This is a genomic window from Shewanella sp. 492, assembly GCF_059338445.1.
The window spans coordinates 376,674-390,981 of sequence record NZ_CM181702.1; the positions used below are offsets into that span (position 1 = coordinate 376,674).

Below are 14,308 nucleotides of genomic sequence, written 5' to 3' on the forward strand. Positions count from 1 at the left end.
CGCGCTAAGAATAATGTGATATGGCGCGCACTATACCATTTTTGCTGGCTATTCCCAAATTCGTTAATGGGTCATTTTTCAGCAAAATGGCCTGAGTTTGAAGCCAGCATCAATCGGCGTAATATGAGGTGATGTTTTTCTCTGGAGCATAGCAGATGAAACAGCTTAAACCGGTTTATCGATACCTTATTAAAAGGCATGTTTTGCCTGCCATTGGTCTAAGTTTACTGATGTTATTGGGCGTGATGCCTGTGGCCGCAGGTAATCAAGATGACGATCGTTTCAGTTGGCGTAGCAATGTTTGGCTTGAGCCCAGCTGGAGCTCAACTTGGGATCACCGCTGGGGGCATGACTACAGGGAGCCTTGGCGTTGGGGCATAGGGTTTAGTACAGGCTCTGCCTATTGGCGTCCTTACTCTTATCGTCCATATTACCGCCCTTATTGGCAACAGGCGTGGCGCTACCCTTACCGTTATGAGCGGCGCGATGTCGTTAAGCCTGCTACACAGTCGATACCTGTGCAGCCGCCACTGCAAATCACCACCGGAGTGCAGACCAGCCACGCGATTAAGACTCTGCCAGCTAACGCGCGTGTTAAGCAACGCAATGGCGTAATAGTGTATGAGTGGCAAGGGGTGTTATATCGCTACGATTGGGCCAGTGATAGCTATCAAGTCGTGAAATAACCCGCGTGGCATTGAGGGCTGTATTGGCTGACTTAAGAGTTGGCATTAAGGTCGCTTGGCATTAAAGTAGCCGCAATAAATGGTGAGTTGACGTAATTGGAGCGTTTGATGAAGTACCAATGGATATTGTTTGATGCCGACGAAACCCTGTTTCATTTTGATGCCTTTCATGGTTTACAGCTGATGTTTTCGCGTTTTGGCGTGGATTTTACGCACACCGATTTTGAGGTGTATCAAACGGTCAATTTACCGTTATGGGTTGCCTATCAAGACGGCAAGATCAGCGCAGCTCACCTGCAGATCACCCGTTTTCAGGCATGGGCCGACAAGTTAAAAGTGACCGCCGAGCAGCTTAATAGCGCCTTTTTGACCGCCATGGCCGACATTTGCACCTTGTTACCGGGGGCGAAAGAGTTGATCGATGCTCTGCATGGTAAAGTTAACATGGGCATCATCACCAACGGCTTCACTGCGCTGCAGACCATACGGCTGCAACGCACAGGTTTGTTACACGCGTTTTCGCCAGTGGTGATATCTGAAGAGGTAGGGGTCGCCAAACCCGATGTGGCCATTTTTAATCATGCGTTATCGCAGATGAATCACCCGCCAAGGGAACATGTATTGATGGTGGGTGACAATCCCCACTCAGACATTCAAGGTGGGCTCAATGCGGGATTCGATACTTGCTGGTTAAATCACAGCAATCAAGTGCAACCAGAGGGGATAACGCCCCATTATCAAGTGGCTTCACTGTCTGAGCTACAACAGTTGCTGGCGACCTCATCAACGCGATAGAGGGGGACACTCTTATTGGCTAAGACTTAATCGCCATTTGAATCGTCATGAGTCATTAGAAGTAAAGCGTCACTTTTATCTAGATACGCCTCAGTCTGCGGGTGATAAACGTGGCTGTACGGGATAAACATGGGCTTATTGTGAGCCGTTGCAGCGATATTAGCAGTAGCATCAGGCCAATCAAAGCTAACTTTAGTGTGTAAATTGACAGCATAAAGATGGTTTTTAAGCCGGTTATCATTAAAAATAGCCTTAATGGGCTATTTGTTAGTCATTCAGTACAATTTAGGCTTTACATTTTTCGGCGGTATCCTTATTATTCTCGGCGTTCGGAGAGATGGCAGAGTGGTCGAATGCACCGGTCTTGAAAACCGGCATGGGTTTATAGCCCATCTAGGGTTCAAATCCCTATCTCTCCGCCACATTAAGAAAAAAGGCTTCCAGTAATGGAAGCCTTTTTTCGTTTAATTTATTGTCTTTTTTAAAAGGCTTATGAAACAGCTTGAACCCTAGGGTTCCTAGCGTTTAAAGCCTGCTACCTCTGCAGCATATTAAGAAAAAGGGCTACTCGAAAGAGTGGCCCTTTTTTGTTATGGTTCTAACCTTGAGGCAGTCGTTACAGTCAGTTTTTGAACCCTAGGTTCTTATTATTTAAAGTCAGCTATCTCAGCGCCACATTAAGAAAGCCCGTTATCGAAACATAACGGGCTTTCTGCTATCTGAATTTTAAAAGAGTTTTTGAGATAGATATTGAAGAGAATTGTTTGAGCTGTTTGAACCTTAGAACGTAACAGCTTAAAGTCAGCTACCTCTGTGATCGATTAAGAGGAAGAGGGGCGAGAGTGGCTTGTTATTTAGGTTTTTTGCTTTATTAAAAAATCAATTTTTTTTGAGGTGGGTAGAGATTGATGTGTGTCGTGTTGACATGTTGTCGATGTGTGACTCAGCTCAATAATTTGAATAATAAACGGCTCAAATAATAATCAACATTCATTGATTTGTATCAATAATGTTGTCCCTTTGAATTGGTTGGTGTTTCATTTTTGTTGTCTTTGTGTGTTTCTGGTTTCTTTTTGGTTAATGGTTGTGTGCGCTATTGGTAATATGGATAAGTCCGATTCGATTTTATAATTTATCACCTCCTCATCTGTTTGTTAATTTGTTATCAGTTTATTACAGCAGATCACTTTTGATTATTGAATGATCGTTACATCACCCTACTTAAAATTATTAAAATAGTAATAGGATATCACTATGGATATAAGTAATACTCTGGGCAATGAAGTCGAATCCCCCAGCATATCGGCCTTCACGGATCGGGATAGGCAGCGTCTTGCTGCACGGGGTTACGCCGATGAGGTGCTGCCTCTAGGGCCTAACAAGCGGACTTGGGGAACGAGCAACTTTGTCACTGTGTGGATGGGGCCAATTCACAACATTCTCAGTTACTTTACCGTTGTAGGCTTCTTTGCCTTAGGACTCAATGCATTACAGGTTGTTGCTGCCATCCTTCTCGCGGCCATAATCGTGTCTATTGGCTATGTGTTAAATGGCCGAGCAGCGGCTAAGTATGGTATCCCTTTCGCGATGCAAATTCGTGATACTTTTGGGATCAAGGGGGCGGTCTTTCCTGCCATGATCCGCGGTTTTGTTGCCGGATTCGTGTTTTTTGGTCTCTGTACTATCTCCTCTGCTAAGGCCCTCGATATTGTGCTCGAGATCCTGTTCCCTGGATTCTCCCAAATTGGCGGTGGCACGACCATTGCGGGTCTGGCGATACCAACAGCGATCTCATACCTTATTATGGCTGGCATCACTGTGGTTTTATATCTCGCAGGCCAAAAGCTTATCGATAAATTCTCCACCTGGGCTTCGCCTGTGGTGTGGGTGCTTATGGTGATTGGGGTATTTCTTGCGATTCAAAATGTGGGAAGCCTAGGCGAGGTGTTTAGTTATCATCCCGCACCTGATACTGAGGTGACGGTTATTAGCTTCATTACCTGTGTCTCTATGCTGGTATCAAATTGGGCTGCGCCGATCGTTAATACAGGCGATCTGACGCGTAACGCCAAATCGATGTCAGATCCCATCAAGGGATTTCCTTTAGGCATGCTCATCTCATACATTCTGTTTGCCATCGTCACAGTGAGCTTCATGGCTTCGCTCTGGGCAATATCAGGTGGTTCGGTGGACATTAATAATCCAACGATTTTTGTTGATGCGATTAACTCTATCGGTAATCCATTCATCGTAATATTACTGCTTCTAGCGATGAACGTGGGCGCTACGGCATTCGTGGTATTTGGTAATATGTTGCCATCGGGGCTTCAGCTCACTGCTCAGTTCCCTAAATGGTTCACCGTTAAGACGGGCGGTTTAGTTGCAGCAGTGGTTGGTACGCTTATCTTGCCTTGGAAGTTTGTCGAAAATACCACAATGCTCTTTCTGTTTTATAGTTTCATTGGCTCTATGTTAGGCCCTATTGCCGGTATCATGCTCGCCAGCTATTACTTTGAGCGACGTCAAAAGCTTGATCTTGATGCGATTTACCCAGAGCCTGGCTCAGACGGTGGGCATAAAGGCGGAGTCAATCGACGCGCGGTTGGCGTGCTGATCACTAGCTTTATCATCACTATGGCTGGCAAGGCATTTCCAGATGTAACTGTACTGGCGACGATCAACAGTTGGGCATTCTTCAGCGGCTTAACCATCGGCTTTATCGGCTACCTGCTTGTCGGTGCTCGTAAAAGCGCATAATCGTATCTAAATAATTATATTGAATAAATGGAGACTGAACATGATCAATCAACAAGATATGGACAACTATTTTCCGCCTGCCTGTGATGTCACTATCAAGGGGATGCAGGAGGGAACTGGCGGCCCATTTGGCGCGACACTGGTACGCAATAATGAGGTCGTCTGCGCCGTAGGCAATACTGTGCTCAAAGATACTGATATCTCTGGTCATGCTGAAATGGTCGCTGTACGTGAGGCGTGTAAAAAACTGGACACACTGGATCTGTCCGATTGCGTCATGTACGCCACATGTGAACCTTGTCCCATGTGCGTGGCGGTAATGATGTGGGCAGGTATCAAAACCTGTTACTACGCCTCAACCCATGTGGACGCCGCTGAGCATGGGTTCTCCGATCAGCACTTACGTGACTATCTAGATGGGACCGACACGACGACCCTTGCGATGACGCACATTGAGGAGGGACGAGAGGATTGCGCTGAGATCTGGGCTGAGTTTCGTAAGCTGAACGGTAGCGAAAAACAGGTGTAACCCATAGCATCATCTAGGGCGCCAAAGGGGATCTCTTAGGCGCCTAAATGGCATCATAAATTTGCCAATTAACGATACCGCTTCAATGAATATAAGTGTGCCAAGGCTCAACGGATGAATCCAAGCGTTATTCCTCATTACTAATCGAATGCTGTCTCTTCAATAGGCCAGATTAACCGACTCATGTTATGCTAGCGGCATGTATGTAGCAGTGAGTAGACGTTGTGAGCCAGCAACATTTTCAGGGGAAATTTGAGGTCGAATTAAAGTACCGCATCCCATCTAAAAGCAGATTTCTAGCAAAATTACGCAGTATGCCCCATGAGGTGATGCTGCAAGATAACCTAGAATCAGACACCTATTTCGACACGCCTGAGCAGCACCTATTAGCGCAACATAAAAGCCTCTGTATCCGAGATATGCAGCCATCGGGGATCAAACTTTGGATAGTCAAAGGCCCCGAGGCCGACCGTTGTGAAGCCACCAATATTAGCGATGTCTCTAAAGCCATCAGCATGCTGCAGACGCTGGGATATGTGAGTGTGCTGCAGATGAATAAGGTGCGCAGCATCTATTTTGTCGGTGATTTTCATATTACGGTCGATCATCTTGAAGGGCTGGGGGATTTTGCCGAGTTTGCCATCATGACCGATGAGGTCAGCTTGCTTGATGATTATCGACAGCAACTGCTGAACTTAGCCGCGCAATTTGGCTTAAGTGAGCAAGATCGCGAGCATCGTGCTTATCGCACCTTGCAAAGTGATGAGTTAAAGGCGTAAATTGATCTCCTTTTTGGCAGGTGTTGAGCCTGCCCTAGATGTAGAGCAAACTGTTGGAGCGTGATGATGAGTAAGTTACTGCAAGTTGATTTTGATTTTTCGGGTCCATTTGGCGAGGAGATGTCACGAGCATTGCAAGGGTTAGCCGAGTCGATCAATAACGAACCTGGGCTTATCTGGAAAATTTGGACTGAGAGCGCAGGCGATAAGCTTGGCGGTGGTATTTACCTGTTTGAGGATGAAGCGTCGGCTAGCGCCTATTTAACCATGCACACGGCTCGACTGCAGGCGATGGGGATTACTGAGGTGCGCGGTGTCATTTTTGATATAAATACGCCCCTATCGCTGATCAACAAGGCACCGATCGCCTAATCACCGCAGATTTAACCGTTAACCTTAATCTAATATCGATACCATTATGCAGCTAAAACCGCTGGCTAAAGGCCGTTTTCAGCCGATGTGGCAACAGGAACATGATGCCATTGAACGGGTGATGCGAGAGTGCATTACCGAAACCAAAACCGTCGCGGCGCAGCATAAGTTAATGCAGCAAGGCCAGCGGGTTGATGCGCTGATTTTGGTGCCCCATGGGCGTATTTCTATGGGGTATACCGCTCGAAATGGCCGGAGTTTTCAGCTGGGAACCATGAACTGCGATTCGCAGTTGTTTGGTGAAATGGAGTTTTTTACCAACTATCTGTGCCAACTCGACATTATCGCCGAAGAACCTTTAGCTATATCGATTATTAATGGCGATAAGCTGCAGCAGGCTTTGCTTAAAACGCCCCAATTTGCATTGTTTTTTGCCAGTGCCATCGCCATCGATTATCAAGATACGGTGGACATTTTTACGCGTAGAATGCTCTATCCCATCGCGTATAACATTGCCTATGATCTTTATCATCAACATTTAAAAGACCAACCAGTAGAAGGGTTTACTAAGTGTTATTTAGAAGCTGAGCGTTTTGCTACCACAGATAGAGTGTATCGCCGCGCAGTGAAAAGCCTTGAAGATTTAGGGTTGATTAAACGGGATAAAGAGGGCTTAGTGATCTGTGATTTAGCGGGTCTTAAAGCCTTTATTGAATAGGCCCCAAATAAGATATTCGGGGCCTAAGTTTACCATCAAGTACGGCTTAAGATTAATTCGTTTGGGCTGTTAACCCGACTTGCTGACGATTTGAAACCACTAACATGGTGATGATTAAGGCGTAAATTACCGGAATCGCATACATCACGGTTTGCAGACCGATAACACTTTCAAATAGCGAGCTAATGGCGGGGCTAAACATGGCGCCAGCGCTACCGCTGATTAAAATGTATGACACATTGCGGCTACTGGCAGTTTTAACAAACGAAACGCCATAAGCAATAAAGGCGTTATACAAGGCGGCGCAGGCAAAGCCGTAACCATAAGTTAGGTAGCCAATCGACTCCAAGTTGTCTGTGGTCACAATCAAGCTGGTGATGATCAAGGCGAGGCTTATCATCCCCATCACGAAATGCTGGATTTTGACCCGCGACACAATCACAGTTGAGACCAAGGCACCAACCAGTGCAGCAGACCAATATTGAGTAATGATATTGCCAGCGTCTTCGAAGGGGATGTCGAACTTGGTTTTTACAAACATTGGCGCCCAAGTTAGGAAGGTGTACAGCGCCAACATGCCAAGAAATAAGCCTACGCCACCGCTGATGATCCCAAGGTTCCATTCAGACTCATCTTTAGCCCCAGTGGTTTCATTGCTGCTTTCACACAATGAAAAGTTGGTTAATAAGGCCACAAATGCGGTACCAAGGGCGACAATACCGACAGCAAGGTAGCTGTAACTCCATGATAACGCATTGCTCAATGCGTAAGTGGTGATCATCGGAAACACCACGCCTGCCACGTTAAAGGTGGCGTCTTGCACCACAAGCATGGTGCTTTGGATTTTATCTTTCCAAACCGAGACCACAATGGTGCCAGCAATACATAGCCCTACACCACCGCATAACCCAATCAGGGTCATGGCAAGCATGACGACGCTCAATGAGCTGGTGAAGTGCATGGCCGCTGCACTGGCCGCAATAGTGACATAGCTGATTAAGGTGATGCGTTTGACGCCTATTTTTTCAATTAAGAAAAAGGCGGCGATGGTGCCGGCGAGCGCGCCGCCATTGAGTAGGGAGAAAATTGAGGCGACTTCGTTAACGTTGGCTGAAAATTTGTTGGCTATCGGTTCTATCAACATACCGAATTGGGTTGCGAAGCCTGCCATGACAAAATTGGCTAAAAAGCTGAGCAAGGTTAAGGATATTTTATTTTTCATTTTTTACGTCCTAATTTGCTGATGCTGCTCATAATGAGCGCGCCTAAATGGCATGAAGCTAACCTTCATGCCGAGTGGTGTTACTGATGAGCGGTTGCTAATGCCAGCTCAATCATCTGATTAAAGGTCAGTTGGCGCGCCTCGGCAGTGGTCTCTTCACCGGTTAAGCAGTGATCGGATACCGTTAAAATCGCCAATGATTCGATGCCTTTGTGATGCGCTAAGCCATATAAACCGGCCACTTCCATATCGACGCCCAGTACCCCAAAACGTTCTAAGGCAGGGATCATGTCTTCATCTGGGTCGTAATACATGTCACCACTGAAGATGTTGCCCACTTTTACGTTGATCTGTTTCTCTTGGGCGATAGTGTAGGCTTTATGCAGTAAGTCGAATGTGGCTGAGGTCGCCATCTGATAGCCGCTGCTACGTTTGGCATTGGTGGGTGAGTCCGTGCCTGCCGCTTGCGCTAGGATTACATCGTTAATCTTAACGTGGTGTTGCGTCGCCCCAAGGCTACCGACACGAATAATGCGTTTAACATTAAATTCGGCGATCAGTTCATGGGCGTAAAGCACCATAGAGGGAATGCCCATACCATGCCCCATGACGGAGATACGTTGGCCTTTATAAAACCCGGTATAGCCCAACATGTTACGAATGTTGGTGATCTCTTTTACGTCATCGAGATAGTGTTCGGCGATATATTTAGCGCGCAGTGGGTCACCAGGCATGATGACGGTTTCGGCAAAATCGCCCGCTTTGCCATTGATATGTGCAGTCATGAATAATCCTCAGTCATTGATTATTCTCGATAGTAATGGCCGCGTTAAAATGGCTAGAGGACATAAGTCCGCATTGACGCCATTAGATTAAAAATATCTGCCTGGCTCACAAAATAAGCGATGTTATGCCTCGAAGAGTCGCTGGAATAGGCATTTTTGGGGGAGCGTTAACGATAATCTCGGTGGGAATTAATAGCCGCGATGTTTCCAAAAGGCACTGACTTGGCTCTGTTCATCATGTAAGTGGATGTGAAATGTTTTTTCGGCTACCACCTTATCTTTTAGTGCTAAGGTCATGCGCCATTTGCCCACTTTATTGTGTTCAGGCGCCCAGATGGTGTCACCGAGGTAGAATGTCCAGTCGTTGGATGCGACGAAAACATCGCCCTCAAAAGGTGGGCGGACATTCCCCTTATCGTCAGGAATATCGGGATGATAGATGCAATATTTGAGCTGTTGATTCTTGGCTTTTTTAATTTGCGCCACAAAGCCAAATTCGATATTTAGGGTGGCGGGCACATGCACGGTTGCCTTAAGAAATTTAGGCAGGGCATCGCTCTCGTCATCCCATTGACTGAAAATGCCTGCTTGGATGATAGACACATCGGCTTTGAGTTTTGACATGCAGCGCTTGCCCTTGCGTAGATTGAAAAGAGATCAGCAGCCCCTAGTTATGGTATTTAACCGCCATATCAATCATAGGTTCACGGCTTGCCTTAGCGGCGCGTAGTCTAGCGAGATAGTTTTCCCACAGTTCGACCTGATTGGTGGCTAAGTCATACAAGACTTTCCAAGAAAATAAGCCGGTATCATGACCATCATCGAATATCAGTTTTACAGCATAGTTCCCCACGGGCGTAATGGCGTCGATATTGACGTTTTTCTTATGAGTCACTAGTACGGGATTACCGTGGCCGTGTACCTCTGCCGAAGGCGAATAGACTCGCAGCAGTTCACAGCTTAGGGCGTAGGTGTTGCCATCATCGAAACTGACTTCTAATAGACGAGACTTGCGCTTGAGTTTCAGTCCTGTGACCTTGGGGCTTTCTACTGACATCTGATTGGCCTTGTTATGTGAGGTAAAGAGCAATAATACTTACATTTATACCAAAGGGGCCTAGGTGATACCGCCTAGGCCCCTAAGTATTACAAGATAAAGCGGCTTAAGTCTTCGTCTTGTACTAAGTTATCTAGGTGTGCATTGACATAGTCGGCGTCGATAATGGTGCTGCTCCCCGATTTATCCGAGGCTTCAAAAGAAAGCTCTTCCATGAGGCGCTCCATCACAGTGTGTAGCCGACGGGCGCCGATGTTTTCGGTGCGCTCGTTAACCTGCCATGCCGCTTGAGCTATGCGCTCGATGCCTGATTCGGTAAACTCAATCTTAACCCCTTCGGTTGCCATAAGTGCCACGTATTGCTCGGTGAGCGAGGCGTGTGGCTCGGTTAAAATGCGTTTAAAATCATCGGCCGATAGCGCTTGCAGTTCAACACGGATCGGCAAACGTCCCTGCAGCTCTGGGATCAGATCTGACGGTTTAGACATCTGGAACGCGCCAGAGGCGATAAACAAAATATGGTCGGTTTTGACCATGCCATGTTTAGTGGTCACAGTGCAGCCCTCAACCAGCGGCAGTAGATCACGTTGTACCCCTTCGCGTGAGACATCAGGACCTGATGACTCGCCGCGCTTACAAATTTTGTCAATTTCATCAAGAAACACAATGCCGTGCTGCTCAACCAATTCAATGGCTTGCTCTTTTAGGTCGTCCTGGTTGACCAGCTTAGCGGCTTCCTCTTCGATAAGTAGCTTGTAAGCTTCCTTGATGGGCATCTTGCGGCGCTTACTGGCGCCTGGGCCCATGTTTTGGAACAGGCTTTGCAGCTGATTGGTCATCTCTTCCATGCCGGGAGGCGACATGATTTCGATACCCACTTGCGGCGCTGAGATGTCAATTTCAATCTCTTTATCGTCTAGCTGGCCTTCGCGTAACTTCTTGCGAAATACCTGACGCGTGGCCGAGTCATCTTTGCTTTCGCTGTCCCAATCTTCTTTAGGCTTAGGCAATAATGCATCGAGAATGCGCTCTTCAGCGGCTTCTTCGGCCCTGAATTTGCATTTGGTCATCTGCTCTTCGCGGGTCAGCTTAATTGCGGCGTCGGTAAGATCGCGAATGATCTGCTCAACTTCTTTACCCACATAGCCCACTTCGGTGAACTTAGTCGCTTCCACCTTAATAAAAGGCGCCTTGGCCAGCTTGGCTAAACGGCGAGCAATTTCGGTTTTACCGACACCGGTTGGGCCGATCATCAGAATATTTTTGGGGGTGACCTCTTGGCGCAGATCTTCGTTAAGCTGCATACGGCGCCAGCGATTACGTAGGGCAATGGCGACAGAGCGTTTTGCCGCTTGTTGGCCAATGATATGACTGTCCAGTTCGTGAACAATCTCTCTAGGAGTCATCTCAGACATAGTTTTCCCTTAATGCATGCTGCATTGGTTATTGATTTCGAGCTGAGCTCAAGATCAGTAATTCAGTTCTTCTATCGTTTTGAATTGGTTGGTGAACACGCAGATATCACCGGCAATAGTTAACGATTTCTCAGCGATCTCTTTCGCGCTGAGCTCGGTATTTTCAAGCAGCGCCGTGGCCGCGGCTTGGGCAAAATTACCCCCTGAGCCGATGGCAATCAGATCGTTCTCTGGTTGCACTACGTCACCGTTACCCGTAATGATCAATGAGCATTCGCTATCGGCTACGGCCAATAGGGCTTCGAGCTTGCGTAGCACCTTGTCTGAACGCCAATCTTTGGCCATTTCGACCGCGGCGCGCATCAGGTGTCCTTGGTGCATCTCTAATTTTGCTTCGAAGCGCTCAAACAAGGTGAATGCATCGGCAGTGCCACCTGCAAATCCGGCGAGGACTTTATTATGGTAAAGGCGTCGAACCTTTTTTGCGTTTCCTTTCATCACTGTATTTCCCAGTGAGACTTGGCCATCACCGGCAATGACAACTTGATTGTTGCGACGTACTGAAACGATTGTGGTCACGATATTTCCTCTTCTCTAGCCGAGGGGTAGGAAACCCATCGGTGGACAATGTTTAAGATATGGGGGACGGCCGTTAAAAATTCAAGGCAAGTGAGTGGCCGTTGTTAGCGTTTGCCGTTTTTTAAGCTGAAACTGCGTGCGGTTGCGGTATTTTTCATCATTTACAGCAGGCCAAAAAAGGGGGGCAATAAAAAACGGGCACTAGGCCCGTTTCAGTTAATAGAGGCTTAACTGCCTTCCCAAAACCAAATCTGGCAACCGTTGAGGCCACCGCGCTGTAGCACATGGCGCTGCCTTTCAGCCATGCGTTTACGATCATAAGGACCAAGTACCACCTTGTACCATATGCCGCTACTGCCTTCTACTCTTCGCACTTGGGCTTCGAGTCCTTGAAAGGCTATCATCGCCTTCATCTCATTAGCTTGGGCTTCTTTTCTAAAGGAGCCGCACTGCATCTGATAGGGACGAGTCGGTTGGGTCTGCTCTGGAATATCGACTTCAACGCGTTTATTTTCTAATTCGCGCTGATAAGTCCACTCTTCCTTGGGTTTGGGCGGCAAGGCGTTAGGATCGCGCTTTTCAACCTTAGGTTGAATTGCCGGTTTAACCACAGGGGCTGGCGCTTGCTCGTCGGCGCTATCGTTAATGCTCCAGAGAAAATAACTAAAGCCGCCCAGTAGGGCGACTGTCACTAAGGTCAGCAATATCGGTAAGCGTCGTGGTGCTTGGGTAGCCGATTTTCCTCGGCCACCACGGGACCGGCCTTTTTTGGCCGGTTTTCTGTTGGCGTAGTCGCGATTGCTCATGTTACCGCCTTTCGTTACATGCGCTCTAAGGTGTCGATACCTAATAGATCTAGACCTTGTTTCAACGTTTTGGCGGTAAGTTGCGACAAGAGTAAACGGCTCTTCTTCTCGGCTTCTGAATCGGCCGCAAGGACTGGGCAGGCCTCATAAAAGCTTGAGAATGCACCCGCAAGCTCAAACAGGTAACCACATAGGGCATGGGGCTGACCTTTGTCGACCATGCGATTAAGCACTTCGCCAAACTGGGCCAATTTAGTGCCAAGCTCTTTCTCTTTGTCATGCTCAAGTGTGATGCTGGCATCGCTTAAGTCTATATCGGCGGCACGCTTGAAAATACCGGCTACGCGGGTATAGGCGTAAAGCAGGTAAGGTGCGGTGTTGCCTTCAAAACTGAGCATCTGCTCAAAGCTGAAGATGTAATCGCTGGTACGGTTTTTCGACAGATCGGCATATTTGACCGAGCTGATGCCCACGACTTTAGCGATCTGCTCCAGCTCAGCTTGATCCATATCTGGGTTTTTGCTGCGCACTAATTCTAATGCGCGCGTTTCTGCTTCGCTGAGCAGATCCACCAGTTTCACGACGCCACCGGAGCGGGTCTTGAATGGACGGCCATCTTCGCCGTTCATGGTGCCAAAGCCCATATGCTCAAGGCTCATGTTCGGATTAACAAAGTTGGCTTTGCGCGCTAAATTAAACACTTGCTGGAAGTGTAGCCCTTGGCGCAGGTCGACAAAGTAGAGCGCGCGATCGGCTTTAAGCACATTTGAGCGATAGCGCATCGCCGCCAAATCACTGGTGGCGTACAGATAACCGCCATCGGCTTTTTGGATGATCACCGGCAGCGGCTCACCCTCTTTGGTTTTAAATTCGTCTTGGAACACCACTTTAGCGCCATTGCTTTCAGACAATAGGCCTTGTGCGTCAAGGTCGGCCACAACTTGGGCTAAATCGTCATTGTAAGCACTTTCACCGCGCACATCGGCGCGAGTCAGGCTCACGCCTAAACGCTCATATACTTGATGGCAGTGGCTTAAGGATATGTCGTTAAACTCACGCCATAATTTGTTGCAGTACTCATCGCCTGACTGCAGTTCCACCACCAGCTTACGGGCGCGGATGGCGAACTCTTCTGACTCATCGAAGCGCACTTTGGCGGCGCGGTAGAAACTTTCAAGATCTGACAGTTCCATTTTGGCTTGCTCGCCTTTCGCGGCGCGCAGTTCTTCCATGTAAGCCAGTAACATGCCGAACTGGGTGCCCCAATCGCCAACATGGTTTTGACGGATCACCTTGTGACCCTGAAATTCCAGTGCGCGTACCACACTGTCACCAATGATGGTTGAACGTAGGTGGCCTACGTGCATCTCTTTGGCAAGGTTTGGTGACGAGTAGTCAACCACCACAGTTTGTGGGGTGGGAAGTACCACGCCAAGGTGATCGTCTTTGAGCGCTGTCATTAGCTGTGTGGCTAAGGCATTGTCATCAATAAAGAAGTTGATAAAGCCCGGCCCTGCAATTTCCACTTTAGCCACTTGGCTGTCTTGCGGCAAACTGTCGATGATCAGCTGGGCTAACTCACGCGGATTTTTGCGCGCCACTTTAGTCAACATCATGGCTAAGTTAGTGGCAAAATCACCGTGGGTTTTGTCTTTAGTTCGGTCGACTTGAATGCGCGCTTCAAAATCGGCAGGCACGATCTCCTGCTGCTTTAGGGTCTGAATGGCTTGTTCGAGCAAAGATTGAATATGTGATTTCATTGGCGTTTAATCGACAGTTACTTAAAGATAAAAAGATTCAGGGATAAC

The 14,308-nt window shown here is 47.7% G+C and carries 15 protein-coding genes and 1 tRNA gene; 8 read left to right on the plus strand and 8 right to left on the minus strand.

Annotated features, from left to right (window positions below):
- The first annotated feature begins 155 nt into the window (after nt 1–155).
- The 8 genes from AC5YBX_RS01725 to AC5YBX_RS01760 all read left to right on the plus strand — a co-directional run bounded on the left by AC5YBX_RS01725 (nt 156) and on the right by AC5YBX_RS01760 (nt 6,636).
- Complete coding sequence (locus AC5YBX_RS01725) at nt 156–686, plus strand: hypothetical protein (RefSeq protein WP_494520244.1); 531 nt, start codon at nt 156–158, stop codon at nt 684–686.
- A 108-nt stretch (nt 687–794) separates the two neighbouring features.
- Nucleotides 795–1,481 carry a pyrimidine 5'-nucleotidase gene (gene yjjG, locus AC5YBX_RS01730; RefSeq protein WP_494520243.1) on the plus strand — a complete coding sequence of 229 codons (687 nt, stop codon included), beginning with the start codon at nt 795–797 and terminating at the stop codon, nt 1,479–1,481.
- Between the two features lie 331 nt (nt 1,482–1,812).
- A tRNA-Ser gene (locus AC5YBX_RS01735) sits at nt 1,813–1,903 on the plus strand.
- 832 nt (nt 1,904–2,735) lie between these two features.
- Nucleotides 2,736–4,238, plus strand: a complete 1,503-nt coding sequence (locus AC5YBX_RS01740; protein ID WP_494520242.1) for a cytosine permease — start codon at nt 2,736–2,738, stop codon at nt 4,236–4,238.
- A gap of 40 nt (nt 4,239–4,278) precedes the next feature.
- A complete protein-coding gene (locus AC5YBX_RS01745) occupies nt 4,279–4,767 on the plus strand; it encodes a nucleoside deaminase (protein WP_494520241.1) in 489 nt (162 codons plus the stop codon).
- Nucleotides 4,768–4,991: 224 nt separating this feature from the next.
- Nucleotides 4,992–5,546 (plus strand): class IV adenylate cyclase, encoded by a 555-nt coding sequence (gene cyaB / locus AC5YBX_RS01750; protein ID WP_494520240.1) that lies wholly within the window; start codon nt 4,992–4,994, stop codon nt 5,544–5,546.
- A 66-nt stretch (nt 5,547–5,612) separates the two neighbouring features.
- The gene (locus AC5YBX_RS01755; RefSeq protein WP_494520239.1) at nt 5,613–5,918 is read left to right on the plus strand and encodes a monooxygenase; all 306 of its coding nucleotides are present in this window, start codon (nt 5,613–5,615) and stop codon (nt 5,916–5,918) included.
- 46 nt (nt 5,919–5,964) lie between these two features.
- A complete protein-coding gene (locus AC5YBX_RS01760) occupies nt 5,965–6,636 on the plus strand; it encodes a Crp/Fnr family transcriptional regulator (RefSeq protein ID WP_494520238.1) in 672 nt (223 codons plus the stop codon).
- A 52-nt stretch (nt 6,637–6,688) separates the two neighbouring features.
- Here AC5YBX_RS01760 and tsgA read toward each other — a convergent pair whose 3' ends face one another.
- The 8 genes from tsgA to argS form a co-directional block, all read right to left on the minus strand.
- Nucleotides 6,689–7,858, minus strand: a complete 1,170-nt coding sequence (gene tsgA / locus AC5YBX_RS01765; RefSeq protein ID WP_494520237.1) for an MFS transporter TsgA — start codon at nt 7,856–7,858, stop codon at nt 6,689–6,691.
- Between the two features lie 80 nt (nt 7,859–7,938).
- Entirely contained in the window at nt 7,939–8,643 is a 705-nt protein-coding gene (gene deoD, locus AC5YBX_RS01770) for a purine-nucleoside phosphorylase (RefSeq protein ID WP_494524269.1), read from the minus strand.
- A 189-nt stretch (nt 8,644–8,832) separates the two neighbouring features.
- A complete protein-coding gene (locus AC5YBX_RS01775; protein WP_494524270.1) occupies nt 8,833–9,267 on the minus strand; it encodes a DUF3859 domain-containing protein in 435 nt (144 codons plus the stop codon).
- A gap of 43 nt (nt 9,268–9,310) precedes the next feature.
- A complete protein-coding gene (locus AC5YBX_RS01780) occupies nt 9,311–9,700 on the minus strand; it encodes a gamma-butyrobetaine hydroxylase family protein (RefSeq protein WP_494524271.1) in 390 nt (129 codons plus the stop codon).
- 89 nt (nt 9,701–9,789) lie between these two features.
- Nucleotides 9,790–11,115, minus strand: coding sequence for an ATP-dependent protease ATPase subunit HslU (hslU, locus tag AC5YBX_RS01785; RefSeq protein ID WP_494520235.1), 1,326 nt, complete (start codon nt 11,113–11,115; stop codon nt 9,790–9,792).
- Between the two features lie 54 nt (nt 11,116–11,169).
- Nucleotides 11,170–11,694, minus strand: coding sequence for an ATP-dependent protease subunit HslV (gene hslV / locus AC5YBX_RS01790; protein WP_494520234.1), 525 nt, complete (start codon nt 11,692–11,694; stop codon nt 11,170–11,172).
- Nucleotides 11,695–11,921: 227 nt separating this feature from the next.
- On the minus strand, nt 11,922–12,500 hold the full coding sequence (locus AC5YBX_RS01795) for an SPOR domain-containing protein (RefSeq protein WP_494520233.1): 579 nt from the start codon (nt 12,498–12,500) through the stop codon (nt 11,922–11,924).
- A gap of 14 nt (nt 12,501–12,514) precedes the next feature.
- Nucleotides 12,515–14,260 (minus strand): arginine--tRNA ligase, encoded by a 1,746-nt coding sequence (argS, locus tag AC5YBX_RS01800; RefSeq protein WP_494520232.1) that lies wholly within the window; start codon nt 14,258–14,260, stop codon nt 12,515–12,517.
- Nucleotides 14,261–14,308 lie beyond the last annotated feature (48 nt).

What these genes read in the sequence shown, in the direction of transcription:
- AC5YBX_RS01740 (WP_494520242.1), top strand. Translation starts at nt 2,736, where the DNA reads ATGGATATAAGTAATACTCTGGGCAATGAAGTCGAATCCCCCAGCATA.
- yjjG (WP_494520243.1), top strand. Translation starts at nt 795, where the DNA reads ATGAAGTACCAATGGATATTGTTTGATGCCGACGAAACCCTGTTTCAT.
- AC5YBX_RS01725 (WP_494520244.1), top strand. Translation starts at nt 156, where the DNA reads ATGAAACAGCTTAAACCGGTTTATCGATACCTTATTAAAAGGCATGTT.
- AC5YBX_RS01745 (WP_494520241.1), top strand. Translation starts at nt 4,279, where the DNA reads ATGATCAATCAACAAGATATGGACAACTATTTTCCGCCTGCCTGTGAT.
- AC5YBX_RS01755 (WP_494520239.1), top strand. Translation starts at nt 5,613, where the DNA reads ATGAGTAAGTTACTGCAAGTTGATTTTGATTTTTCGGGTCCATTTGGC.
- AC5YBX_RS01780 (WP_494524271.1), bottom strand. Translation starts at nt 9,700, where the DNA reads ATGTCAGTAGAAAGCCCCAAGGTCACAGGACTGAAACTCAAGCGCAAG.
- AC5YBX_RS01795 (WP_494520233.1), bottom strand. Translation starts at nt 12,500, where the DNA reads ATGAGCAATCGCGACTACGCCAACAGAAAACCGGCCAAAAAAGGCCGG.
- argS (WP_494520232.1), bottom strand. Translation starts at nt 14,260, where the DNA reads ATGAAATCACATATTCAATCTTTGCTCGAACAAGCCATTCAGACCCTA.
- AC5YBX_RS01760 (WP_494520238.1), top strand. Translation starts at nt 5,965, where the DNA reads ATGCAGCTAAAACCGCTGGCTAAAGGCCGTTTTCAGCCGATGTGGCAA.
- deoD (WP_494524269.1), bottom strand. Translation starts at nt 8,643, where the DNA reads ATGACTGCACATATCAATGGCAAAGCGGGCGATTTTGCCGAAACCGTC.
- hslU (WP_494520235.1), bottom strand. Translation starts at nt 11,115, where the DNA reads ATGTCTGAGATGACTCCTAGAGAGATTGTTCACGAACTGGACAGTCAT.
- AC5YBX_RS01775 (WP_494524270.1), bottom strand. Translation starts at nt 9,267, where the DNA reads ATGTCAAAACTCAAAGCCGATGTGTCTATCATCCAAGCAGGCATTTTC.
- tsgA (WP_494520237.1), bottom strand. Translation starts at nt 7,858, where the DNA reads ATGAAAAATAAAATATCCTTAACCTTGCTCAGCTTTTTAGCCAATTTT.